General features: G+C 47.6%; 18 protein-coding genes. 8 read left to right on the top strand and 10 right to left on the bottom strand.

Annotated features, from left to right (window positions below; translation table 11 throughout):
• Positions 1-15: 15 nt before the first annotated feature.
• The 3 genes from CVV44_11250 to CVV44_11240 all read right to left on the bottom strand — a co-directional run bounded on the left by CVV44_11250 (position 16) and on the right by CVV44_11240 (position 3,198).
• Positions 16-1,260, bottom strand: coding sequence for a hypothetical protein (locus CVV44_11250; GenBank protein PKL38455.1), 1,245 nt, complete (start codon positions 1,258-1,260; stop codon positions 16-18).
• Positions 1,261-1,343: 83 nt separating this feature from the next.
• Positions 1,344-2,423, bottom strand: a complete 1,080-nt coding sequence (locus tag CVV44_11245) for a hypothetical protein (protein PKL38454.1) — start codon at positions 2,421-2,423, stop codon at positions 1,344-1,346.
• A 76-nt stretch (positions 2,424-2,499) separates the two neighbouring features.
• A complete protein-coding gene (locus tag CVV44_11240; protein ID PKL38453.1) occupies positions 2,500-3,198 on the bottom strand; it encodes a hypothetical protein in 699 nt (232 codons plus the stop codon).
• Positions 3,199-3,605: 407 nt separating this feature from the next.
• Here CVV44_11240 and CVV44_11235 point away from each other — a divergent pair, with 407 nt between their 5' ends.
• The 6 genes from CVV44_11235 to CVV44_11210 all read left to right on the top strand — a co-directional run bounded on the left by CVV44_11235 (position 3,606) and on the right by CVV44_11210 (position 9,252).
• On the top strand, positions 3,606-3,812 hold the full coding sequence (locus CVV44_11235; GenBank protein PKL38452.1) for a hypothetical protein: 207 nt from the start codon (positions 3,606-3,608) through the stop codon (positions 3,810-3,812).
• Between the two features lie 293 nt (positions 3,813-4,105).
• Positions 4,106-5,161, top strand: coding sequence for a hypothetical protein (locus tag CVV44_11230; protein ID PKL38451.1), 1,056 nt, complete (start codon positions 4,106-4,108; stop codon positions 5,159-5,161).
• A 551-nt stretch (positions 5,162-5,712) separates the two neighbouring features.
• Positions 5,713-7,452, top strand: a complete 1,740-nt coding sequence (locus CVV44_11225; protein ID PKL38450.1) for an acetylpolyamine amidohydrolase — start codon at positions 5,713-5,715, stop codon at positions 7,450-7,452.
• A 71-nt stretch (positions 7,453-7,523) separates the two neighbouring features.
• The gene (locus CVV44_11220; GenBank protein ID PKL38449.1) at positions 7,524-8,069 is read left to right on the top strand and encodes a Crp/Fnr family transcriptional regulator; all 546 of its coding nucleotides are present in this window, start codon (positions 7,524-7,526) and stop codon (positions 8,067-8,069) included.
• A 79-nt stretch (positions 8,070-8,148) separates the two neighbouring features.
• Positions 8,149-8,547: a hypothetical protein gene (locus CVV44_11215; protein ID PKL38448.1), complete on the top strand. Its 399-nt coding sequence runs from the start codon at positions 8,149-8,151 to the stop codon at positions 8,545-8,547.
• Positions 8,548-8,718: 171 nt separating this feature from the next.
• Complete coding sequence (locus CVV44_11210; GenBank protein PKL38447.1) at positions 8,719-9,252, top strand: hypothetical protein; 534 nt, start codon at positions 8,719-8,721, stop codon at positions 9,250-9,252.
• A gap of 225 nt (positions 9,253-9,477) precedes the next feature.
• Here CVV44_11210 and CVV44_11205 read toward each other — a convergent pair whose 3' ends face one another.
• On the bottom strand, positions 9,478-10,116 hold the full coding sequence (locus CVV44_11205; GenBank protein ID PKL38446.1) for a hypothetical protein: 639 nt from the start codon (positions 10,114-10,116) through the stop codon (positions 9,478-9,480).
• A gap of 201 nt (positions 10,117-10,317) precedes the next feature.
• Here CVV44_11205 and CVV44_11200 point away from each other — a divergent pair, with 201 nt between their 5' ends.
• Positions 10,318-11,325, top strand: a complete 1,008-nt coding sequence (locus tag CVV44_11200; GenBank protein PKL38445.1) for an alpha/beta hydrolase — start codon at positions 10,318-10,320, stop codon at positions 11,323-11,325.
• A gap of 59 nt (positions 11,326-11,384) precedes the next feature.
• On the opposite strand, the gene CVV44_11195 is transcribed toward CVV44_11200, so the two are convergent.
• The 6 genes from CVV44_11195 to CVV44_11170 all read right to left on the bottom strand — a co-directional run bounded on the left by CVV44_11195 (position 11,385) and on the right by CVV44_11170 (position 18,763).
• Positions 11,385-12,209, bottom strand: coding sequence for a hypothetical protein (locus tag CVV44_11195; protein ID PKL38444.1), 825 nt, complete (start codon positions 12,207-12,209; stop codon positions 11,385-11,387).
• Positions 12,210-12,293: 84 nt separating this feature from the next.
• Positions 12,294-12,590 (bottom strand): hypothetical protein, encoded by a 297-nt coding sequence (locus tag CVV44_11190; GenBank protein PKL38609.1) that lies wholly within the window; start codon positions 12,588-12,590, stop codon positions 12,294-12,296.
• Positions 12,497-13,525, bottom strand: coding sequence for a hypothetical protein (locus tag CVV44_11185; protein PKL38443.1), 1,029 nt, complete (start codon positions 13,523-13,525; stop codon positions 12,497-12,499). Before CVV44_11185 ends, CVV44_11190 begins: the two co-directional genes overlap by 94 nt.
• 96 nt (positions 13,526-13,621) lie before the next feature.
• Positions 13,622-14,338, bottom strand: coding sequence for a hypothetical protein (locus tag CVV44_11180; protein ID PKL38442.1), 717 nt, complete (start codon positions 14,336-14,338; stop codon positions 13,622-13,624).
• A gap of 115 nt (positions 14,339-14,453) precedes the next feature.
• Positions 14,454-16,517, bottom strand: coding sequence for a hypothetical protein (locus CVV44_11175; protein PKL38441.1), 2,064 nt, complete (start codon positions 16,515-16,517; stop codon positions 14,454-14,456).
• Positions 16,514-18,763, bottom strand: a complete 2,250-nt coding sequence (locus CVV44_11170; GenBank protein PKL38440.1) for a hypothetical protein — start codon at positions 18,761-18,763, stop codon at positions 16,514-16,516. Before CVV44_11170 ends, CVV44_11175 begins: the two co-directional genes overlap by 4 nt.
• A 37-nt stretch (positions 18,764-18,800) precedes the next feature.
• Here CVV44_11170 and CVV44_11165 point away from each other — a divergent pair, with 37 nt between their 5' ends.
• Positions 18,801-23,264 carry a hypothetical protein gene (locus tag CVV44_11165; protein PKL38439.1) on the top strand — a complete coding sequence of 1,488 codons (4,464 nt, stop codon included), beginning with the start codon at positions 18,801-18,803 and terminating at the stop codon, positions 23,262-23,264.
• Positions 23,265-23,319: the final 55 nt, after the last annotated feature.

The raw sequence follows: 23,319 nt of genomic DNA, 5'->3' as shown, positions 1-23,319 counted from the left end.
GTTTTATGTTAAACTTTAATTATAGGGCAGCCAGCACTCCATTAATTCCTTCACGGGCCAGCGGGTTAAAACTTCATAACCGTCTTTCGTAACCAGAACATCTTCTTCCAGACGCACGCCGTGTTTGCCTCCTTTATGACCGGCATAGGTTTCAAGCGCGATTACCATCCCCACCTTCAACTCTGTGGGAGGCAGGCCCACTGCCATCATGTAGCGGCTGATTCCCGGAGGGTCGTGAAGTGTGAGGCCCAGGCCATGACCCACTGCATAGGGCATTACTTCAGCCCAGTCCTTGAATCCCCAGTACTGCGGTGAATCGGGCCATTTTAATGCGACATCATGGTTGGTGGCGCCTTCTTTTATCACGCTTATGGCACCATAGATCATCTCGTAGCATTCCTGGTAGAGTTCCTTCTGCTCCTGGGTTGCTTTTCCTACACAGAAAGTCCGGTAAACACAGGACTTGTAGCCCTGATAGGAGTTGCCATCCACATCAATATAAACCAGGTCTCCCGGACGCAGCGGTTTATCTGTGAACGACCAGCCATAGGGATTGGTATTATACCCGGAGCAGCAGACCAGGTCTTCCGTGTGATCGGCCCCTTCCTGGTAGAGCGCTTTTACTCCGATACCCACCAGGTCGCATTCGCGAATGCCCGGCCTGATAGCCTCAGCAATTGCAGCAAAGGCTGATTCGGAATTCTGGCAGGTGATCCGCATGAGCTCAATCTCATCGTGTGTCTTGATCACCCGGGCCGCATCCAGGATGGGCTTTCCGTGAATGACCTCAATGCCGCGTTTTTTGAATGCCCTTTCCAGGATAACACCGCAGACCGTGCCATCTATCGCAAGGGGCTCCTTTTCCAGACCGTACTCCGCAAGAAGTTTGCCGATAATGTCAACAGTGACCTGAACCGCGATGTGATCCTCGTTATGGGCTACTACTTTAAAAGGCGGTAATCCCGGCTGTACACGTCCCTGCAGCCAGGGCATGCGACGCTCTGTTTCCGAGGGGGTGCCGCCGCCGAAGAGGATCGGTTCTCCATTGCGGGGAAGCAATACACACTGCATCTCTGCGGGGCGCATGGGGGTCGTTACATAGTAGGATGTAAGGTAACGGATATTAGCCTCATCCCAGGTTATAATGGCTCCTGCCCCTGACTTGTTTAACTGCTCCTTTGCCCTGTCCAGCCTTTCCCTGCGCAGCCGGTCATAATTGACCCGCTGTTCATAGTCTACTGCATACTTTCCTAATGCCATGTTTTCCTCCTTGTCAGACTTGTTGTATTTAACAGGTAACCAAATGGTCACTTAATGAATAAAAAAACTGGAAATAAATGGTTTTATATATCATGAGATACTCTGCCCGGCTCAAGGTAAAAACGATCCCTGTCTGTAGTAATGCTCACAGGCCCATCGTATATTCCTCTCATGTCTTTGAGATACATCTTTTCAAAGAACCAGTTGTCCGGAATGCCCGGCCCGATATGATAGAGGAGCAGCCTTTTTACATTTGCTTCCGCCGCAACCTTCGCCACATCCCGCGTGCTGCAGTGATGTCTGGAAACCTGAGATAAATGTTCAGCGGTCCAGTCTGCATCGGTCGTTGCAGTTGTATTCAAAACTGCAATAATCCGTTTTATCATATCGAGGTTAACCGCCTCATGAATCAGGATGTCCGTATCTCTTGAGTTTTGAATGACATAGTCGCTTTTCACGGTATCACCGCTGATGACAACACTCCGGTTCGCGTATTCTATCCGGTAGCCACAGGATATTTTCACATCGGCATGGTCATTTTTAAATGCCGTGACAATCAGACCGTTTTTTTTCCATACAACAAGGGGCGATCCATCGCCAGGATAAGAAAATTCATGGGGCTGTACCACGACAAGTTTCCTGTCGAGAGGAAACAGCGCTTGGGGATTTGCCCGGATGCCTATGTCTTCTTTTAGAAAGGCCATGGCGCCGTCAGTAATGCTTTTAACTCCGACAGGACCGTAAACATGAAGTTCCTTTTTTCTGCCATGGATCCATGTGTGGCTGATGAAATTAATCAATCCATTGATGTGATCGGAATGATAATGGGTAAGGAACACCGTATTAATTTTTAAGAAAGGCAGATTCATGGAATCCAGTGTCCTGGCGCAACCGTCGCCCGTATCGAAGAGTAAAAACTCGCCGCCGGCAATGACGGCGACACAGGGTGCATTTCGAACAGGATCATAGTTGGGAGTTCCCGTTCCCACCATGATAACATGAATCCCCGGGTCTGACAGCACGCTTTCATCACAGCGATCCAGCCGGCTTTTTATCAGACCTTCAAGAATTTGATCCTGCAGAATAAAAGCCGTAAAAATCGCCAGAAATGCAATCACTAACCCGGTAACGAATAATCCTTTTAAACTGACTTTAGAAAACATGATTCTCTCCTGACATATGTGCAATGTATGACTTAAGTGGTAACCAAACGTTCACTTAATGCGTAAAAAAATATGGTTAAAAAATAGAATTTATCTGCTGCTCAAGTTTTTCCGGCTTGTAGTACTTTTTTATTGCCCGGTCAGTCAGACCAATACCGCGCAGCACGAAGCAAACGGCGTCTTCAACAAGTTCCCTGTAGGAAGTATCATAGTTAAAGGCTGGTTCGCCTGAAACATGACAGAGATTAACGCCCATGGCAAGATGGTGCATAAACCAGAAACGGTTTTTTACATTATTCTCTGATTTGATAATATCACCGCTCTCTTCCGCTGCGATAAAGTTATCCTTTATCATCTTTTCAAAGTCATCATGTATTCTGCGTAAGGTTTTACGGGCATAGTTCAGGTTCTCAAGGAGACTGTAAAAAAGAAGCCGTTCATGCCTTTTCTGATCCTGGTTGACCATTTGGGCTTCGAACAGGATAAACCTGAAAAAGGCAAAGCTCAAAAAAACCAGTGTCTGCGTTGAAGGCTCAAGTTCCTCAAGCTTTCTTTTTAATTTAGGAATTATATAGTCGGTATAACTTAATATCTCTTCATACATGGCTTCCTTGCTGGGAAAATGCTTGTAGAGCAGGGCATTTGATACATCAGCCGCTTTTGCAATATCACGGATCGACGTGCCGTTAAATCCGAAATCGGCGAAGAGTGGTTTTGCGGCCTCAATGATTCTTTGCCTGCGTTCTTCAGCGTTTATGCGTGTTTTTTCTGCCATGGTAAATTTCTCACAAGTGAACGATTGGTTACAAAGTAATACATTTAATAAAAAAGTCAAGAAAAAATTATATCCTCGGGGTCAGGTTTTTCAGCTTCGGTGTAAATTGTTCGGAATCAATGCTGTAGTGAATGAGTGAGCCTGGGAACTTATTCCTGCTGATCACGGAGAAACAGTATAAAACGATTTTCATCTTTAATAGTTCTTACTGTTTCTGCTTTTTGAATTGCTGTTTATTACAGCAGCAGCGTATCCTGCACTAAAACCATTATCGATAGTTGCCGTCGTGATCCCAGGGGCGCATGTGTTAATCATGGCGAGAAGGGCGGACAAACCGCTGAAGTTCGCGCCATAGCCGATAATCTACAAAAATTCCTGTCCACCAGATTCGGCGAGATGAGAAAGTCATGCAGAAGATCGGCGCACTGGCCTACTATAAGCAGTCGCTTATCGTGAAGCGCCTTACCAAGACGCGTTCCGGGAAGATCCTGCGCGGCACCATGCGGAAGATAGCCGACGGCCAGGAATACTCAGTCCCCTCCACCATTGATGATCCCGCCATTCTAACGGAGATCGACGATGCCTTGTCGGGCATCGGGTACGGGAAGAAGTAGGGCAGTATCAGCAACATTTTGAAAAGGCAGAGGCCGTCGGGGAATATCCGGCGGCCTTTTTTATGTGCGTCAGTGCCTGGGACCTCATCCGCCGGACCCTTCCTTCGGCGCGCGAAAAATCAAAAAAGCCTTGCATTTCTAACAATTTATGTCATTTGTAATCTTTGGGGCTGTCTGAAACAGGTTCGTAAAGGTTGTCTTGTGTTGCCTGGGACGTTTTTTAGCAAAGGAAACTTCCAAGTGGCAAGTGCCTAAACAGCAATACTTTTATTGCCAAATAACAGGAGAATCATATGAAAAAATATTCTATTGGAATTTCATCATTACTGGCTGTAGCATTGATATTTGTCTTTTCAGCCGGTTGCAGCAGCGGGGGCAGCAGTGACAGTAAATATCCGGAGAAATCCGCGATAGGATCATTCCCGATAGATGGTATGGCATACAAGTCGTTTTTATCCGGCAGCACCATTTATGTTACGTATGGAAAATATTCTTTAGAACTGGAATATGGTATTTATGCAATCAATATCAGCGATCCTGCCACTCCATCTTTAAACAAAAAAATTACAACTCCAGATAATGTTGAAGGATTGGCCTTTGACAGTGATAAGGTTTATGTCCTGCACCTTGACTGGGATGAAGGAAGGCAATGGTATTCTAAACTAATTGCATATGATGCATCTCTTGATCCAACAACAGATTCAATTGATTTTGACAATTTCGGTACGGGTGTGGCTGTATCAAACGGGTATGCATTTATTTCGTTTGCGGATTCGTCAACAGATTCGATGCGGATAATTGACTTGTCAACATTTACAGAGGAAGAAACATATCCGCTGGATAACGGGAGTTATCATATCAGGGTGAACGGCAGCAGGGCATACCTCTCTGGACAGTCTGTAGCTCTTGAAATTGTTGACATAACTGATCCGGAGTCTCCGGAGCATATCGGTTCTTATGATAATCCGTTCGGATCAGCGCCACAGGATCTATACATATATGACAATTATGCATTGCTTAGCAGCGGTAGTTACGGTGTGGCAATAATCGATATTTCGGATGAATACAACCCTGCATTTATAGAATTCAATGATGAACCTGGTTACGCCAAAAAGATAACTGCAGCAGGCAGTATGGTATTCCTCGCAGACCAGGATTCGGGAGTAATTGTAATTGATGCCTCATCGGGAGTGGATAATTTTGTTGTAAAAGGCATATGTAAAACATCTTTTACCGTGCAGGATATGTGCGTCTCTGGAAATTATGTATATGCAGTGAGCACGGATTCGTCATCACCGAATGGGAATGGACTGCTTGAAGTTTTTGATATTTCCTCATGGCAGGAATGAAAGTTTATTAAAAGATTAAAAATTTAAAAAAGCTTTGCCTTAACCTGCCGGTTGTCGGGATGAGTTTCGGATAAGATGTCTTGTGTTTCATGAACCGGTTTTAGGTGACGGAATTTCTTTGTATCTAACATGTATGGAAATATTTTATTTTCGAATGCTTATTGCAATAATGTAATAGTATGCACTCCGATTACTTTTAGTAAGAGGCAATTTTACCAATCAAAATTTCACTGACTTTTATTCGGCGGTAATAAATGGAATGCGCAGCAGGTATTGCTTTATGATTTTCTCATCCCCGGTACATAATGTGCTTGTGAAAACCCCGCAATGGTCTGCCAGAGGGAAGACTTCCCTGCCAACTAACCAAAAGGGAGACAATCCTTGATAAAATAAGTAAGGTCTCCCAGCCCTTTATCCGCGCCGGTGAATCCGCCTTGTTTAATTGACGACAAGAAAACCGGTTCTCTTGTAAATTATATTGACGTACATTGCTGCAACGTATAAAGTATTTTTTTGTAGTATACTGTTTATTGCTAAACAAAGGATAACACATGAGCTTCAGTATCCGCAGAATATATGACGACCTTCTTCCGATAAACAAAAAGGCGATTGACCGCATTGTTGAGATCACCCGTAACCAGATTGCCGATATGACGGAAGAATCTTTCGAAGATATACGCAGGTTCTTCAGAGATCCTTATCATAAAAAAATGAAGTATATGTTTTTTGTGGCTGAAGATACCCGGGGATACATGAAGGGGTTTATTCAAATGTCTTATGCGCCGGACCTGAACTATTGTTTTATTGACCTCATGGCCCTGGCACAGGAAAAGCAGGGGGGCGGAGCCGGCAGCGCGCTCTATGAACGCGTAAGGGAAGAGGCTCTGAACCTGAAGTCGGCGGGTATTTTTATCGAATGCATGACCGATGACGGCAGAGTTTTCAGAGATAAAAAGATACTGAGACAAAACAGGGCAAGAATCAGGTTTTATGAGCGGCACGGGGCCCGTCCAATAATCAATACATCATACGAATCAAACAGCAGAAATCACTATCACAACCCATATTTTCTCCTCTATGATAATCTTGATCGAAAAAGCGGGCTTCCGGCGGCCGAGGCAAAGCTGATTATACGTTCCATTCTTGAGCGGAAATACGACCCCTCATGCGGCCGCCGCGATATTCAGTCGGTTATTCGGTCAATACAGGATGATCCGGTGTCCATTCGGGAGCCCCGTTATATGAAACAGGAGCCCGACTATAAAATTCGTCTCCTTTCAGAGGATAACAAAATTTCTCTTATTCACAATGATGGGCACGAAATTCATCATATACGCGAGCGGGGATATGTTGAATCTCCTGTCAGAATAAAGAGTATCCTTCGTGAACTTGAGAAAACGCAACTTTTCCGGAGAGTTAAAATTAAAAAGTTTCCTGAAAGGTATCTGCAAGAAGTGCATGATTCAGATTTTATAAACTATTTTAAACAGGTTACCATGGCTTTGGAGCCGGGAAAGACACTCTATCCCGACGTATTCCCCATCCGGAAATCCGTTAAGCCGCCGCGAAAACTGGCAGCGCGGGCAGGGTATTACTGTATCGATGTTTACAGTCCCATTAACCGGAACGCCTACCTGGCGGCCCGGGGCGCCGTTGATTGCGCTCTCACTGGAGCCCTTGAATTACTGGAAGGCAACAGGATCGCCTATGCGCTCGTTCGTCCCCCGGGACATCACGCGGATAGAAATTCCTTCGGTGGTTTCTGTTATTTTAACTCTACGGCTATCGCTGCGAATTATCTGAGTTATTACGGAAAGGTGGCTATTCTCGATGTGGATTATCACCATGGTAACGGCCAGCAGGATATTTTTTATGCAAAGCAGTATGTCCTGACGGTTTCGATCCATGCGGACCCTGATTTTGAATATCCCCATTTTTCCGGATTCAGGGACGAAAAAGGGAAGGGCGCCGGGGAGGGATATAATATAAATTATCCGCTACGGGAAAATATCACCGGCAGCGAATATTTAAAAACGCTGAAAAAAGCTATTGCAAGAATAAAGCGATATTCACCTGATTTTCTTGTTCTTGCCTTCGGGCTTGATACTGCCAAGGGGGATCCAACCGGGACCTGGAATCTCCTCAGAAAGGACTTTTACAACAACGGGCTGGTCATTGGACGCCTGGATCTTCCAACTCTTGTAGTACAGGAAGGCGGTTACAATAACAGGGTTTTAGGGGCCAATGCCAGGAGTTTTTTTAACGGCCTCTGGAAAGGTATGCACGGTTAGACATGGGATTTTGCATTATTCATCATGAAGATACATAACTCCCCGATTTCAGGGAAATTCAGGACATCACCATGCTGGACAGGTTAACAGACAGTATTCCCGGCTTCCGGGACAAATACGGGCATCTTTTAAAAGAGAAGAGTATCGGGGCGAAAACCACGCTCCTTCTGGAAGGAGAGATGGCCCGATATATGTATTTTATCCGGGAAGGATGTCTGCGCCTCTGGTTCAATAAAGACGGGAAGGACATCACCTTTCAGTTCTTCTTTGAAAGCCAGTCAGTATCTTCCATTGAAAGCTTTATTGATGGAAAACCAAGCCTGTTCAGCCTGGAAAGCATTGAACCGTCCCGAATTATCGCAGTCAGTAAAAATGATTTTAATCTGCTGCTCCAGGAAATACCGGAGTTGAAAGAAAACTTCCAGAAAATTCTCATCCAGCGGCTTGGGCACTATGCCCGGCTTTTCCTTTCCCGAATTAAAGACAGTCCCATGGAACGCTACATTGATCTCTTAAAAAACTACCCTCACATTGTGGACCGTGTCCCCCAGCATTACATCGCATCTTATCTCGGCATCACTGCCGTTTCCCTGAGCCGGTTGAAAAAGCGGCTGTAACATGTCTTGTTAACAATTGTTAACGTCATTCATCCATATCGGGTGTTATTTTTATATCATTATCGAGGAGGAATGACATATGAAAAAAAATACATACGATACAATTGCTTCCCTGGAAAATCCGGAGGATATTAACGGCGCTACTGGCAGAACAAAAAAAGTTTTCAACAGGCGGGCCTTTATCTCTATTGCACTCTTGTTCTCGGGATTATTATTGCCTGTTTCGGGATTAATGAATCATAATCTGCAGCTTGCACACATGACACAGCAGAGACATCTCTGGATGTCGGTCCATAACATGTCCGCCTTTTTATTCACCATTTTTTCCATTTTTCACATAATCATGCATCGGCGCGTCTTGATGCAGAACCTCGTATCGATGAAAAAAATAACTCTGCGGAAAGAAGGCTTTGCCGCCCTGGCAGTGGTGGCGATCATCGTCGGAATATTCTCCTCGCATGCCCTGATGGTCCCGTGATAGAAATAAAAATAAAAAAAGCCTTGCCTTCCGGGAATGTTTTGTCAATATTCTTACATATCGGTCATCAGGAACAGGTTTAGATAAATCGCATTCCGTTTATTGAACCGGTGACAGGTGACTGAAATCCCCATGTATTAAAAAACAATTAAATTTCGGGAGGATACGTGTATGAAATTATTATTTTCTTTAAAACGAATTATTTTCATTTTTGCCGTCCTTTCATTTTTTTTACTATCAGGCTGTGATGACACTACTGAATCACTGGGCGACAGCTGGCTGAAAATCGGGGGTGAAGGCTACAGCCTGTCAAAGCTTGATATAAACTATGATGGAGCATCTTCTGTAGTGGGGGTTTACAAATATTACGTAACTATCACATCTGCTAATTTAGATGTAGGTGCAGGAACCGGTTCCGGTGAGTATATCTTGTTAACACTCTTCTCTTCTTCTACTCCAGATTTACCTTCAGGTGTTTATGAATTCAGCGCTGGAGCTCCAGAAAGTGGAAAATTTAAATGTGACGAAGATGCTGAAATCTATACTGATTTTATTTTTCCCACACCTACATACATACTATATGACATTACTGGCGGTACAATTTCAGTAAATATTGATGGAACAATGTATTCTATTTCAGGCGATGTTACTACGACAGGCGGAGCTGCTACTTTCAGCTACACCGGCATCGAGACAGGCTATTAGGAAAAGTTCTAAAATCACAGAAATTGATCAATATATCTTGACATTGAAAAGTTGAGATATATTGATTTTTTAACGGAAGTCTCTCTCCTTAACCCATTTTTTGATACACTCTGTAATCCCTTTATGTAAAAAATTAATTCAAAAAAAATGATTTCACAACTTCGAATGGAAAAATTGCCTGACCCGGTGTCACGGGAAGACACTTATGGGAAATGGATATACGCATTACCCCTCCTCGAGAAGATACCGGCAGATCATATCCTCCAGCTCCGTGATCAATCGCCTGTTGTCAAAATCAGTTCCCAGTATCCTGATGCGGTGAATGATTTCCTCACTGACCCGGTAAAGAAGAAATGCAGCAGCCTCAACATCCTTCACGCGGACATGCCCGCTGTATGCGTTCAATAATGATGTCATGGCGGTAATGACCTTTTGTTCCTCTTCGCGGTTTATGTGCTCGATTTCCTTGTCCAGCAATACCATGGCAAGGAGCTCCCGGTGGAGAGCGGGATTGACTTCATGGGCTGTATAGAGCGCTTCTATCATGAAATGGATTAATTTTTTCCCTTCCCGGTAGTTGTCGGCAGTGGTGCCCTGAACCTGGGCCTGGTATCTATTGAGAACCTTTTCTGACGCATGGGCGTAAAAATTCCTGATGACTTCAACAAGGACTTCTTTTTTATTATTGAAATAGCCGTAAAAGCTGCCGGTTGCCACCTCGGCCCGGGCTGCTATCTCCAGCGCATTTGTTTTATGATACCCCTTTTCAGCAAAGAGGGCCTCTGCGGCTTCAATGATCTTCTTTTTTGTTTCTATTCCCCGTTTTTGTACCGGGTTCCTGGCTTTATTCTTTTGCTCTGACACGAATGTTCTCCTGCTTTTTCACCTGAAGATAGAATGCCGGATAAGGCAAGCAAAATATGAAATTATTTTCATATTTTGCTTGACAATATGAAATATCTTTCATGTTTAGATAAAAAAGCTTTTGCACGTTAATTCTATCCGTGCTGGCATAACAATTTAAATGAGCATATAGAAAATTCATGCTATGACTAATGGAGGTTTATGATGATGAGAGTAGGGCTGGTTCTCGTGTTCTTATTCTTTACTTTCATATCCAGTGCCAATGAGGCGTCTGTCAATAAAAGCCAATCCCGCACCGGCTTATTTCGCTTCAACCGGGTTGATCAAACCTTCGTGAGCCAGGGCGATAAATGCATGGCATGGCTTTATCTGCCAAAAGGCGTAGTCAAGCCCCCGGTAGTCATCATGGCCCATGGCTTCGGCGGCCAGCGCTGGATGAGGCTGCCAGCCTATGCTGAACGGTTCGCACGGCGGGGCATGGCGGTATTTCTCTTCGATTATCGCGGCTTCAACGACAGCGAAGGTCTTCCCCGCAATTACATCAACCCCTCCCGGCATCTTGATGACTGGGAAGCGGCCATCAGGTTTGTGCGTACCCTGGATATTGTGGATGCCAAATGCATTGCCCTGTGGGGCACCTCCTTCAGCGCCGGGCATGTGACTGTCATCGCTTCCCGCGATCCCGGCATTTCGGCAATTGTTGCCCAGGTACCTTTTACCGATGGTATAACCACGGCCTTTAATTATAGTCTGTCCTTTCAGATCAGGGCGATATACCACGGCCTCTGGGATATTTTTGATGCCGTATTCACCGATCACCGCCATAATGTACTTATCACAAGTACGCCGGACGGCGAGTTCGGCATGATGAGCACGGCCGATGCCTGGACCGGCATGATGAACTTATTAGGCAGCGATGCCGAGCCATTCGGGAAGGATAACTTTTGTCCGGCCAATATCGTCTTTACCCTGACCTTCTATCGGCCTATCAGCGATGCCGCGAAGATTACGTGCCCGGCCCTGGTCATCGGGGCGGAAAATGATTCGCTCTTTCCACCCGACGGTCCCCGCAAGGCGGCAAAGCTGATGAAAAATGCCACCTACATCGGCCTGCCCATGGGGCATTTTGAGCCGTACGTGGGTGAGCCCTTTGAAAAACTCGTTGTGCAAATGGAGGACTTCCTGCAGGCCAATCTTGGCAAACATTAAATTATAAGCTGCAATGGTTCTTTTTAAAGCCTTAACCTTGCATAACCATATCGTCTTTTTTATAGGTTCAGCTTAAGATAACGCTTCAGCAGCTGGTTTATCAAATCCGGTGCATCCATCTGCATCCAGTGGCCCACGTTCTCGATTCGTTCATACAGCCAGGGTGCATCCATGTATTTTTCACTGTCCAGCATCTGTTTTTCCGTCAGGAAGGCGTCACGGTCGCTCCAGATTCCCATACAGGGTACTTTTATTTTAGGCACTTTCATGGTGAGCATAGTAATGGTATTGTCACGGTACCATCGCAGCCCGGCAGTCAATCTGCCGGGTCGTGACAGGTTCTCTATCCACTGTTCGGTTTCTGGATGATCATTCGATATCTTTCGCAGGAAGCGCCAGTTGAAAGCCCGGAAAGCCGCCTCGGAAATACCCGGCACAAGAAAAAGGGCCGCGTACCATGCGCGCATAACCTGTCGCAACCCGGATCTGCGATATGCCAGGGTGTGGCCCACTGAAAGGGCTACGTAGCGGTCCACGAGTCCGGGATGGCAGCTGGTAAATATCCATCCGATGTTGGCGCCCCAATCGTGACCCACCAGGCGTGTCTTTTGGATTCCCAACTGCCTCATCAGTTCAATAATATCGCTTATTATGGCATCGACGGAATAGCATTTTTTCCCCGTCGGTGCGTCAGATTCACCACAACCCCTCAGGTCGGGTGCTATAACCCTGAATCCCGCCGAAGCCAGAGCTGGGATCTGGTTCCGCCATACCTGGGACGAATCGGGAAAACCGTGAAGCAGAATCACATCGGGCCCGTTGCCCTCAATCACTACTTTTAACCGAATACCATTGATCGTTAAAAACTGACTGCTTAAATCCATGGGGGATTCTCCTTGTTGTCATTTATGTTAGTTATTATTAACTAACATAAATGACATTCCTATGCCTGCTATGTCAAATGATTTTTATGCATCCTGACCTGGAGTACAGTCGCCTTTACTCCCTTTTCCCTGAGCATAACCTTTCATCAGACTTCCAGCTTTATTCCGTAAAAATAGTCCCTTGCTTCTTGCATTTACAGGGCAGACTTCAACACATTTACCGCACAGTGCACAATCAGTGATATCGGATGCTATCCATACGACCGGTTCCTTTAGATCGAAAACTTTTACTTCCTGCGAACTACAACCGTTCCCCTTCGAATATCCATGTGGACAAGGTTCCTTTTTTCCAGGACCTGCAGGTGGGTGAATATTTCCGATATGGCAAGATAGAGCTCCAGGATAAGGCGTCTTCCGCCCCGTCCCAGTTCATTGGGGAAGAGGGACCAGGCCAGTTCATAGACCGTGTGCTCGTCGTTTTTCAGCAATGATAAAATGGCGGCGTCGCGTTCGGCGTAATTTTTGCGGTACATGTCCGTGATGCTCTTCAGGTCCTCGATCGTTTTGCCGTGGGCCGGAAACACCGTGTCGGGTTTCAGGGACTCGATCCGCTCGATGGAATGATAGAACTCCGCCTGGCTTGAGCGGACGGGGAGTTTCCGATGAGGGTCCAGCATCACGAAGGCGTTGGGTGTTATATGGGGGAGGACCGTGTCGCCGGAGAAAAGAATGTTGTCCTTTTCAATATGCAGGCATACCGATCCCCGGGAATGTCCAGGTGTATGTATCACGCGGGCCGTATAGTTGCCCAACTGGATAAGTTCATCGTCGCTGATGTAGCGGGTTACCGGGCAGGGGCGGGACATTTTCGTGAACACCCGGGACATGAAGATCATGGCTGCCCGGTATTTATACGGGAGTCCCATTTTTTTCAGAAAAGCATTGGTGACCTTTTTTGTCACTTCGTAGCCCTTTTCGATGCTCTGTACATCGTCGGCATGGGCCACGGTCTGCGCCGCTTTTTCCTGATGGCTTAAAATAGTTTTCGCGGCGCCGTAATGGTCTATATGGCCGTGCGTGAACACGATCTGTTTAATGTCCGACGGTCCCAGGCCCAGCTTGCTTATGGCTTTCATGAGAATGGGATAAGTCTGCAGGGTGCCCGTGTCCAGGAGAGTGATGGTGTCGCCGATAAAAAGATAAACATTGACGGGGCCCGGCTTTTTCCCGGGAAGGGGAAGAGTGACGCGATATATATAAGGATATACCTCATTGATGCCCGTTTCTTTTGTGTGCTTCATGAAAATATTCCGCATTGTTTTAAGATACCATAACAAAATGATATCTATTCACCGGGACCACGGGCTGTCAAATGTTTTATGGGCATCCCTTTATTTAACGGGATGCGGCATTTATTGCTGATATTTTTTAAGTGTCACCATTTTCTTGAATCCCTTAAGTGTCATATAGGGATTGTTCTTTACAAACATGTTAGCGATGGCGCCGGGTACGGGAGCCATGGGATTCACCCGGTTAATATAGGTTGCCTTTGTCGTGGTATCGTCTATTTTTTCCAGGATGCACTGGGCCCTGAAGTCCTTGATCCGAACATATTTTGTTGCGGGGACCAACTCTTCCTGGTAAACCGTCATGCTTACGACGACCTTCCCGTTCTTGTAGTCTTCCTCGAACCGGGTGTCGATCTGGAGGTCCCGGTTGCTCAGGGGCCACGGCGCGTTGAGGATGTTGTAGGCTACAATATGATTTCTGTCAAATGTCTTGAGGAGCCGGGAGCCGAGACAATCGCCCATCCAGTTCGGCTGTTCCGGAACATCCCTGAGCACTGCCACGCAGGTTTCGAGTTTTGCCTTGATTATGGTTTCTCCCTTGAATTCGTCAAGGGGGCATCCTTCGGCCGGGCGCGTGTAAACGGTGATGCCGTCCTTTTCCATAACGGGTTTCCAGGTATCCTGTGCTCCCAGCTGCATTGCGGTGAAGAATGAAAGCAGGATAAAAATGATTGATTTTTGCATTGTGCTGATCATTGGTTTGCTCCTTTTTCTCTGTTTATCGTTGTCCTGGGATTTACTGAACGGGCCGGGACCCGGTTTATTCTCACGGTACATCATGAACCGGCAGGGATGGGAAAGCAATATTTTTCTTTTTTAAATACTATACTGATTGAAGATGAGCCGCATTGTATTGATGCAGTACAATTTTCAGTGCGGATATTCGTTGATGTTATTATTTTACTGATGAATAATCGGGAAGAGGCAGCAGGATGGTGAAAGTTGTCCCTTTTCCCGATTCAGAGATACAGGAAATTGACCCGCTATGGCCTTCGATGATTCTTCTGCTTATATCGAGGCCGAGGCCGGTGCCCCGGTCTCCCTTGGTGGTGAAAAAGGGCTGCCAGATGGATTGCAGGGTGACATTATCCATGCCGGAACCGTTATCGATTATCTCCAGTTTTAATTGTATGTTGTCCTGTATAGTGCGTATCAGTATCCTCCCGTTTTCACGGTCTGCTATGGCATGGGCGGCATTCCTGATGAGGTTTAGCAGCACCTGGATAATCCGGTTTTTATTGATTTCCAGCTCGCCGGTGAACCCGTGTTCCATGACGATTTCCCTGGTGCTAACATCGGGGTCCATCCGGGCCAGGACCACTGCTTCATCGATCACATTCTTCATGGTGAGAAGCTGGAGAGGGTAATGGATCTCCTCGTTTTTTGCCAGGGCCCGTACTTCATTGACAAGGCTGCTGATGCGGTCCCGGCTGTCATAGATAAACCGCACGAATACCATTTCATCCTCGCTGAATTTATCCTCGATGAATTCCAGATATGATATGGTGCTGAGCTGATTTTTTATCTCGTGGGCGAGGCCGGCTGCCAGGCTGCCCACGACGGCCTTCTTCTCATTGAGGATAAGCCGGCCCTGGGTGTTTTTCAGCACATCAAGGGACCTTTCCAGTTCCTCGTTATTTTTTTCCAGTACGCCGGAAACAAGCTCCAGGTCCTTGAAGGATTTTGCATAGTTGAAAGAAAGGATGTAGGCATGGAACAGGACGAAGATGAGCCATCCCAGGGGGAGCAGGCTGGTTTCGGAAACCAGCGAGCGGTATATCAGGATGTCGTGGGCGACGAAAAGGGAGAAAAGAACCGTAACGGCTGCAATCATCCGGGCCCATTTACGACGGTGGATGATGGCTGTTATGATGATGTAAATTGTCAGTGTGATTGCTGCGGCTACTCCGATAAAAAAAAGGTTCAGCGTCCAGTAATAATACCGCACCGGCAGCACGAGCACGACTGATGAAATAATGGCCGTGAAGATCGTGAGGGAGTTAACATGCCAGGGACGAACTTCTTCGGGGTAGAGCGATCGGAAAAACAGGAGTAAAAAGGGCATGGGCAGATAGACCGACAGGTGGGCCGCCTTGATGAAAATTTCATAATCGAGAGAAGGAAACAGGGTCATGAGAAATTTTTCGTCTATGACCAGGTTCCGGAAGGCGATGAGCAGGGTAAAAATGCTGAAATAGAGATAGCCTCTTTCCTTTTTCCCCAGGAGATACATGATCAGATAATTAGAGGCGATAATGATCAGGCTTCCCGCGAGAAATAACTGAAAGGCCAGTTTATGCCTGCGCAGTGAGCTTATATTGTTATTTGACCCTATCTGTATTTCTTTCCACAGGCCTCCGTTGCGGTGATGATAATTTGAGACATGAACGGTAATATAAAAGAATGGCGATGATGGAAGAAAGCGGGCAATAACGGGTTTTTCCTGGGGAACGGCATTCTCTTCAGAGGTCGCCGCGACGCCGTTTGATGCGATTTTTTTCCTGTCCAGGTAAAGAGTGTAGGCCGATGCCGAATCGAAAATTTTAAGTGCAAGCTGTTTCCGATCCGGACAGGAGGATGATATGTCTTTGCCGCCCGTGTCTTTCAGGAGCACCTTGAGCCGGTAGCTGCCGTAACCCGTTCCGGGAAGGCTCGTGCCCCGGAAGGATGTTCCCGTCCAGATGTGGGGTACCTTCACATACTCCATGGCAACAGGTATTGTTTTCTGCGTCATTTCAGCTTCAGAAAGGAAATGCCCCCAGTAGAACTCCCATTCCCCCGCGAGGGACTGGGGCTCATCGACTGACGGGTCCCATGATCTCAGGTCCATGACTCCCCGGACGGCCCCGGGCCCGGCGCCCGTATCGGTGCAGGACATCGCCACCAGTGCCGCCGTGATGGATGCGGCCAGGATAAGGAGACTTCTGCGAAGGAATGATATTTTTATGCTGTCCGTCATCTCTTTTCTTTCCCATCGGCGAGGGGGAGCGAGAAAGTGAAGGTGGTGCCTTCTCCCCTGACCGATTCACAGCCGATTGTGCCGCCATGTCCTTCCACGATCCTCCGGCATATATGCAGTCCCAGGCCGGTCCCTTCCTCGCCCTTTGTGGTAAAGAAGGGCTCCCAGATCGTATCCAGTATCTCCGGGCTAATTCCCCTTCCGTTATCCGTTATATGGATAACGGCCATTGCCTCAAGCTTGTCCGTGCGGATGGTGATCATTCCCTTTTCTCTGTTTTCTAAGGCGTGGGCGGCGTTTCTCACAAGATTCAAGAGGACCTGGATGATCTTGTTTTTATCGGCCATGACCTCACCGGAAAAGTGCTCTGCTATCATGATATGCCGGTTTTTAACATCGGGATCAATTTTAATGAGCACCAGGGTCTCTTTAAGAATGCGGGACAGGGGCACCGGCGTAAAAGTATACGAGGTTTCCTCCTCTTTTCCCAGGGCCCTGACCTCATCCACCATGCTGCTGATACGGTCACGGCTTTCAAGAATATAGCGTATATATTCGCGGTCCTCGTGATTGAGTTTATCATCCATGAATTCCAGGACAGACAGCGAATGGAGCTGATTTTTGATCTCATGGGCCAGGCCAGAAGCCAGGTTGCCCACAACGGCCTTCTTCTCCTGCCTGATAAGCAGTTCCTGGGTTCCCCTGAGATTGATGAGCACCTTGAGAAGATGATCATTATTATTTTTTAATTCTTTTGTCATGGCCTCGAGGGACAGGAAAGACCATTTGAAACGCTGCGACAGCAGTATGGTCTGGAATAGAATGAAGATAAAAAGGCCGAAAGGTGACAGGAAGCCCGTTTTGATGAACGCATTGTCATAGAGAATGTCGTTGATGATAGTGAGCAGGATGATCAGGTATCCGGAAAAGAATATAAGAGATCCCTGTCTTTTCCGCTTAAGAGCGAGTATTATGACGGATGTCATGTAAAAAGAACAGGCAATGACAAAGAAATCATAGACGGGAACCAGCCAGGACAGGATTAGACTGTTGCAGAAAGGAGCCATGAGGCTGAAGAGGGAGCCCACGGCTATAATGACATACAATACCGGCCGGTGGAATTCCCGTGGATACAGCAGGGACAGGTATATGCTGAAGACGGGAAGGGCAAGGTAAAAGGTTATGATGGCGATGTGATAGATAACGTCCCAGGAAAAAGTTATAAACCTGTTGGTATAATCCACGTTCCCCATAACCAGAATCCGTATGGCGATGAGAATACAGAACAGGCAGAAAAAAAGAAATGCCACGTCTTCCCGGTGGAGAAGGAAAAGAAGAAGATAGTAAAAGCCTATGATGATTATGCTGCCGAAAAGAAAAAAGTTGATCGCCAGGAGAATATCGTTGTCGCGGTGTATTTCCTCTTCCGTTCCCAGCAACTGGGAAATGAAAATGCCGCCATTCTTATGGCTGTAATTTGATACATGGATTACCAGGTCCAGGACCGGTTCATTGTTTATGAGGTCTGCGATGCAGTAGACATTTTCAGCCCGTGATGCGGCGGCGGTTTCGGCGGCGATCCCCCTGGCAGAAATGAGCCGGCCGTTAATGTAGGCCCGGTATGCCGTATGGATGCTTCTGAATTTCAGTGAAAGGGGCGGCGCGTCCCGGGGGATCAGTATTTTAAGCCGGTAGGTGCCATACCCCGTGGATGTAATGGGGCGGCCGTCGACGGTGTGTTCCGGCCACCGTGAAGGAACGGTTATATATGAGGGTACCTCCAGGGACCCCGGCACCGGTTTCATCAGGGGGTCGATGAAACGGTTTCTGTAAAACTCCCATTCCCCGTCGAGCTTAATGGTTCCTTTTTTAGTGAAATTCCATGGGGAGATATCCAATACGCCCCTTACTGCTGTGGGTTTTGACTCCCCGTTGTTTTCGGGTGAGCATGCCGGAACGATCAGGACAGGAAGCACTGTGAGGCAAAGGAGCGCATATCGGATGATATGGATGGATATGGGAATACGATTAATTTTTTTAACAGATAAAATAAATTTGTTTATATTAATAAATAGATATGAATGAAAACCGGATTTTGGTATGAATATACGTATACCCCGGTATGTAAATATTTTTTTCTTTACTTTTCCCTGTATCTTCACGGTGATTATATTCAGTTCGGCTAACCAGTCTCTAATGCTTGATATATCCGGCAAAGGACTGATATAGTATATCCAGGTCATCACTGATTGTCAAAATAAAAAAAGGAAGAATACTGTCACCATGAAACGGATATTATGCCTGAGTCTGCTTGTCTGCTCACTCTTCACACTCGTCTCGGTACAGAGACTGGCCGCCCAGGAGCAAAAAAAGGACTGGGATGATCTCTTTGAAGAAGATCACCGCATTTATGGCAGCGAAAAAGAGGAGAAGTTCGCAATCAACGCCTTCTTTGTTGAAAAGGAAGAATGGGAGGGCCATGATTCTCTCATGATCCTGTGGTTTTTCAGAAAGACCGATTATCCGCGATACCGGTCGTTCCGGTTCTTCCCCTTTTATTATTCTATCCACAGCAAAATTGACAACCGCAGAAGATATATCACCCCCCTTCTTTATCAGCATACAAACGGTCCTGAAACAAAATGGATCACACCCCTGAACGGAACGGTGATACATGAATGGCGGGAAGGCGGAGAAGTCCGCCGCAGGGTCACCTGGTGGGCACCCCTGGTCCCGCTCACCTGGCACTATGTGGGACCGGAAGGCGGGCACCGCAATTATCTCGGCCTGCTCGATTATTCGTGGCGGAAGAAAAACGGTGATGAGACCCTGGATCGCTTCTGGCTCATGCCGCTGTTGTTCTGGTCCCGCGACCGGGGTCTGGATCAGGATTCCTATCTCCATATCGTGCCGCCGCTATACATGAGCGGCAAACAGAACCATGGCGGGTCATTCCGGCATATCCTGCCACCTCTGTACATGACCTGGGAAGGTGTCGTATCCTACCACGGTGAAAGAGGAAGCGACGGGCAGCTGATACGCAATGATCTGAAAATGCGGGAACACTCCTATTCCCTCCTATGGGGATCAGTGCGGGACAGGCAGTATCATAAGGACGGTAAGAGCGACATCACCGCTTCGTCTTTCTGGTTCCCCCTGCTTCCCCTCTTTTACTGCAGCAGAGACGAAGATAAGAGCTCTCACTACAATGTACTGTGGCTCCTTGACTGGGGCAGTGACTTGGGGAATGTCAATAAACGTTTCTGGGCCGCGCCGCTGTATTTCGGAAAGGGGGGCGACGATGGATACCGTCATATAATTCCGCCGCTCTATCTCAGCGGCTGGGAGAAAGATTCTTATGGGAGCAGTTCCTACCGTTATGTTCTGCCGCCGCTTTTTTTCAGCGGCCGGAAAAAATCAGATTATGCGGAAAGCTCATATCGTCATGTGCTTGCGCCTCTTTATTTCAGCGGTCGAACCGAATCAAAAGTGGAAGACCGGGCCTATCATCACGTGCTGCCGCCTCTCTTCATGTCCTGGCGAAAAAAGGAATGGTATTCCAGCACCTATAAATCCAAAAAGGACGACCTTCACACCGACAGGTTGATTATCCTTTCGCCCCTGGGCGGCTATGCCCGGAAACAGTCGGAAATGACAGGATCTGAAGATACACTGCTCTGGAAATACCTCTGGGTTCCCATCATCCCCCTGTACTTCAGCGGACGTAATGACGATGATGAAACGCACCGGAACCTTCTCTGGCTCGCCGACTGGAAGCGCGACGATGAGGGGCAACTGGAGCGTTTCTGGCTGATACCCTTATTCTTTTACGGGGGCAGCGACGGCTATCGTGCCTTTGTCCCTTTTTATTTCAGGTCCGGCGAAAACACTGAAGATGACGGCTGGAGCGCAGGTCTTTTCCATTATCACGGCTGGTCAAAGGAATCGCGAACCATCTGGTCCTGGCCCTTTTATTCATGGAAGGATAAAGAAAAGGACCGGTATTACCGTCACTTCCTGCCTGTATATTACAGCTGGAAGCTGAAGGAGAGCAGCGGTTCTTTTATTCTTCCCCTGTCCATTAACTACGAAACCAAGTTCCACTCGATTCATCTCAATGCCACGGGATTCTCGCGCAGCATGACCATGGGGCCTTTCAATCCCTCGATCTTCCCGGCAAAGTACCATGGCAAGTGGTACCTGGATATGGATTTTTCCTGGCTATACAATGTATTCAGCATTTCCACACGGGTGGCCATTGACAATCCCTTTAAAACGAAGGACGCCCCTGCCGCCGCTTATGATGATGTCGTGACAGGGGAGACCAATGTCGACACGAATGACAATAAAGCGGCCCTGCATAAGAAAAAGACTTTTGACCGGGAGAACAGCGAGTCCTTCTGGGGCATGAAATTGCTCTTCGGCTGGTTCGCCATTGAAAAGGGCGACACGAAGAGGCATGTCCGTCTCATACCGCTTTCCTGGCTGACCTGGGACCAGGCGAGTGATGACCGTATTTATGTCGTGCCGCCCCTTTTTATGTATTACAACAACAGCATTGACAATCTCCGCTATCTTGTGGTCTTTCCCTTTTACGGCAGCCAGAGACAGGGGCAGTCCTATGCCCGGGCATATCTCCTGAATCTTTTCTGGGATGAATATGATGATACGGAGAAACGAAGCGAAAAAAGCATACTCTGGCCCCTGGTGAACTGGTATGACTCGCCGGTGCGAAGCGGGTGGCGCGTCATGCCCCTTGTGTGGTACCGCGAGACGTTGAAGGATGGCGATAGAACGCGCCGCTATATCAGCCCGCTCTTTTATCACCGGTCGATCTATGGAGAGGACACGGGTAAGCTGAAGTACCGGCGCAGCCTGAATCCCCTGTTCTATCATAAAAAAACAGCCGGTACGGGGAGCGAATACTCAACGCTGAAGATTCCGCTCCTTCCCCTCATGTCCTTTACGACGGAGAAGTATTATTCCTATGACAGGCCGCGTGTCGCGGTTAAAGGTTCTTCCCAAAAGACCGTTCCGGGATCACCGGTTCTTTCCGGAACCAGGGAACATGGATATAACTGGTTTTTCCCCTTCTACTATTATTCACGGAACACCGCTACCACGGTCAAATCGGGCCTGGAAGAAAGGGAATCCATGCTTGTGGGCCTTCCCTTTCTCTATCGTGATTCGTACCAGCGCTCCGAAGGAAGTAATGAAAAAAATACTAAAAACATTACGTCCAGTATGAGCCGCTTTTTCCTCATGGGCTATTACCGCAAGCGGGAAGACGAGAGGATAAAGAACAGCATTCTTTTCGGACTCTACGAAACGGAAAAGGACAAAAAGAGCGGGGAGTCGTCATACAGGCTGTTATATGGGCTCATGCGGGGCTACCAGTCGCCTGAAGAAGCGAATACCTGGCTGCTGCCGGTTTATTCGTATAGGCGCGACCATGAAATGCGGCGGATCACGGCCCTGGCAGGGACGTTCATTCATAACCGCTATAATGAAAAAAAAGATTCATCGCTCTACCTGGGCTGGGGCCTGGGCTCCCTGGGGACCTTTCATGAAGACCAGTATATGTCTGTGAAGGGTGAAGCGGGATATGTGCCTGTGGCAAACCGCCGACACTGGTTAATGCCCCTGTATTTCCAGCGCACCATCACGGGTGAGGAGAAGGACATGTCTTATGCCCGGAGCGTTCACTGGAATCCCCTCTGGTATATCGACCGGGAGAAGCAGAAGATCGGAGATGTTGAAAAGTATTACTCCCGTTTCTGGTTTCCCGTCCTTCCCCTGTATTATCGCTACAGCGACAATGAAAAGGTGCACTGGAATACCCTGTTTCTCCTGGACCATACCTATTCCAAAAATGAAAACTACCGGCGAACGCTCCTCTTTCCCCTGTTCTATCATCGGAATGATAACGGAGCGCGGCACGTGAACATACTCGGCCTGGCGGACTGGCAGCGCTCCGGAACAGGCGTTCTTGACTATTCCATGGTTCTGCCCCTCTATGTATGGGTTCCCGGTTACAAGAACCATCTCGTGATTCCGCCCCTCCTGGGCTGGTTCATCCGCAGTCCCCGGGAGAAAGAAACATTTCTCCTGGGTACCTACTGGCGCAGGTCCGAGTACGGGTCCCGCCAGAACCTGCTGTACCTCTTCGACCATGAGTACGTGAAAAGAAACGAGGAGAACACCTATGATTTCCTTTTCGGCATGGGTCAGTATCGTACCAGGCCCGAAGTGACCCACTCGGAACTGCTCCTGGGACTTCTCATGGACTACACCAATTACAAGAACAGGCCCGACTATGAATTCGATCTCGGCACGTTTCTCGTGACGGCAAAGCGCAATGGAGTCATTAAGAGCAACAGTGTGTTTCCCCTCTGGTATTACCGGGGAGAGGAGGACCAATGGAAATTTATCAGCATAGCGGGTCTATCCTACCTCAGCAAAGGCACGGATGGCGACTTTGATATGGGCCTGCTGGGACTTCTCTATTACCGGAACAACGAGGCCCGGTACTGGAGCGACCGGCGCATGTGGCTCCTGGGAACCCTGTGGAACGAGGTGAAAAAACCCGAGAGGAAATACCATGCCCGGGGTATGCTCTGGGGCATCCTCTGGGATTATGAGACTGAGGAGGAAACGGGATTTAAAAAGTTTTCCATCCTGAAGGGACTGTACAAGCAGACCGAATACAAGGGTGAGGTGAAGCGGCGCTTTTTCTGGGTGTTCTGACGGTATGGATCAAATTAAAACTGTTTGCTGGTTTATCAGAATCAGCACTTTAGAC

The sequence above is a fragment of the Spirochaetae bacterium HGW-Spirochaetae-1 genome, from assembly GCA_002839375.1.
GTDB lineage: Bacteria > Spirochaetota > UBA4802 > UBA4802 > UBA5550 > PGXY01.
The sequence above is the reverse complement of the archived record's forward strand: the minus strand, read 5'-3'. Positions and strand labels throughout refer to the sequence as shown.

Coding starts and splice junctions, on each gene's coding strand:
- CVV44_11210 (PKL38447.1), top strand. CDS start 8,719: ATGAAATTATTATTTTCTTTAAAACGAATTATTTTCATTTTTGCCGTC.
- CVV44_11215 (PKL38448.1), top strand. CDS start 8,149: ATGAAAAAAAATACATACGATACAATTGCTTCCCTGGAAAATCCGGAG.
- CVV44_11200 (PKL38445.1), top strand. CDS start 10,318: ATGATGATGAGAGTAGGGCTGGTTCTCGTGTTCTTATTCTTTACTTTC.
- CVV44_11230 (PKL38451.1), top strand. CDS start 4,106: ATGAAAAAATATTCTATTGGAATTTCATCATTACTGGCTGTAGCATTG.
- CVV44_11165 (PKL38439.1), top strand. CDS start 18,801: ATGAAACGGATATTATGCCTGAGTCTGCTTGTCTGCTCACTCTTCACA.
- CVV44_11185 (PKL38443.1), bottom strand. CDS start 13,525: ATGCGGAATATTTTCATGAAGCACACAAAAGAAACGGGCATCAATGAG.
- CVV44_11225 (PKL38450.1), top strand. CDS start 5,713: ATGAGCTTCAGTATCCGCAGAATATATGACGACCTTCTTCCGATAAAC.
- CVV44_11235 (PKL38452.1), top strand. CDS start 3,606: ATGCAGAAGATCGGCGCACTGGCCTACTATAAGCAGTCGCTTATCGTG.
- CVV44_11240 (PKL38453.1), bottom strand. CDS start 3,198: ATGGCAGAAAAAACACGCATAAACGCTGAAGAACGCAGGCAAAGAATC.
- CVV44_11180 (PKL38442.1), bottom strand. CDS start 14,338: ATGATGTACCGTGAGAATAAACCGGGTCCCGGCCCGTTCAGTAAATCC.
- CVV44_11220 (PKL38449.1), top strand. CDS start 7,524: ATGCTGGACAGGTTAACAGACAGTATTCCCGGCTTCCGGGACAAATAC.
- CVV44_11175 (PKL38441.1), bottom strand. CDS start 16,517: ATGACGGACAGCATAAAAATATCATTCCTTCGCAGAAGTCTCCTTATC.
- CVV44_11195 (PKL38444.1), bottom strand. CDS start 12,209: ATGGATTTAAGCAGTCAGTTTTTAACGATCAATGGTATTCGGTTAAAA.
- CVV44_11250 (PKL38455.1), bottom strand. CDS start 1,260: ATGGCATTAGGAAAGTATGCAGTAGACTATGAACAGCGGGTCAATTAT.
- CVV44_11245 (PKL38454.1), bottom strand. CDS start 2,423: ATGTTTTCTAAAGTCAGTTTAAAAGGATTATTCGTTACCGGGTTAGTG.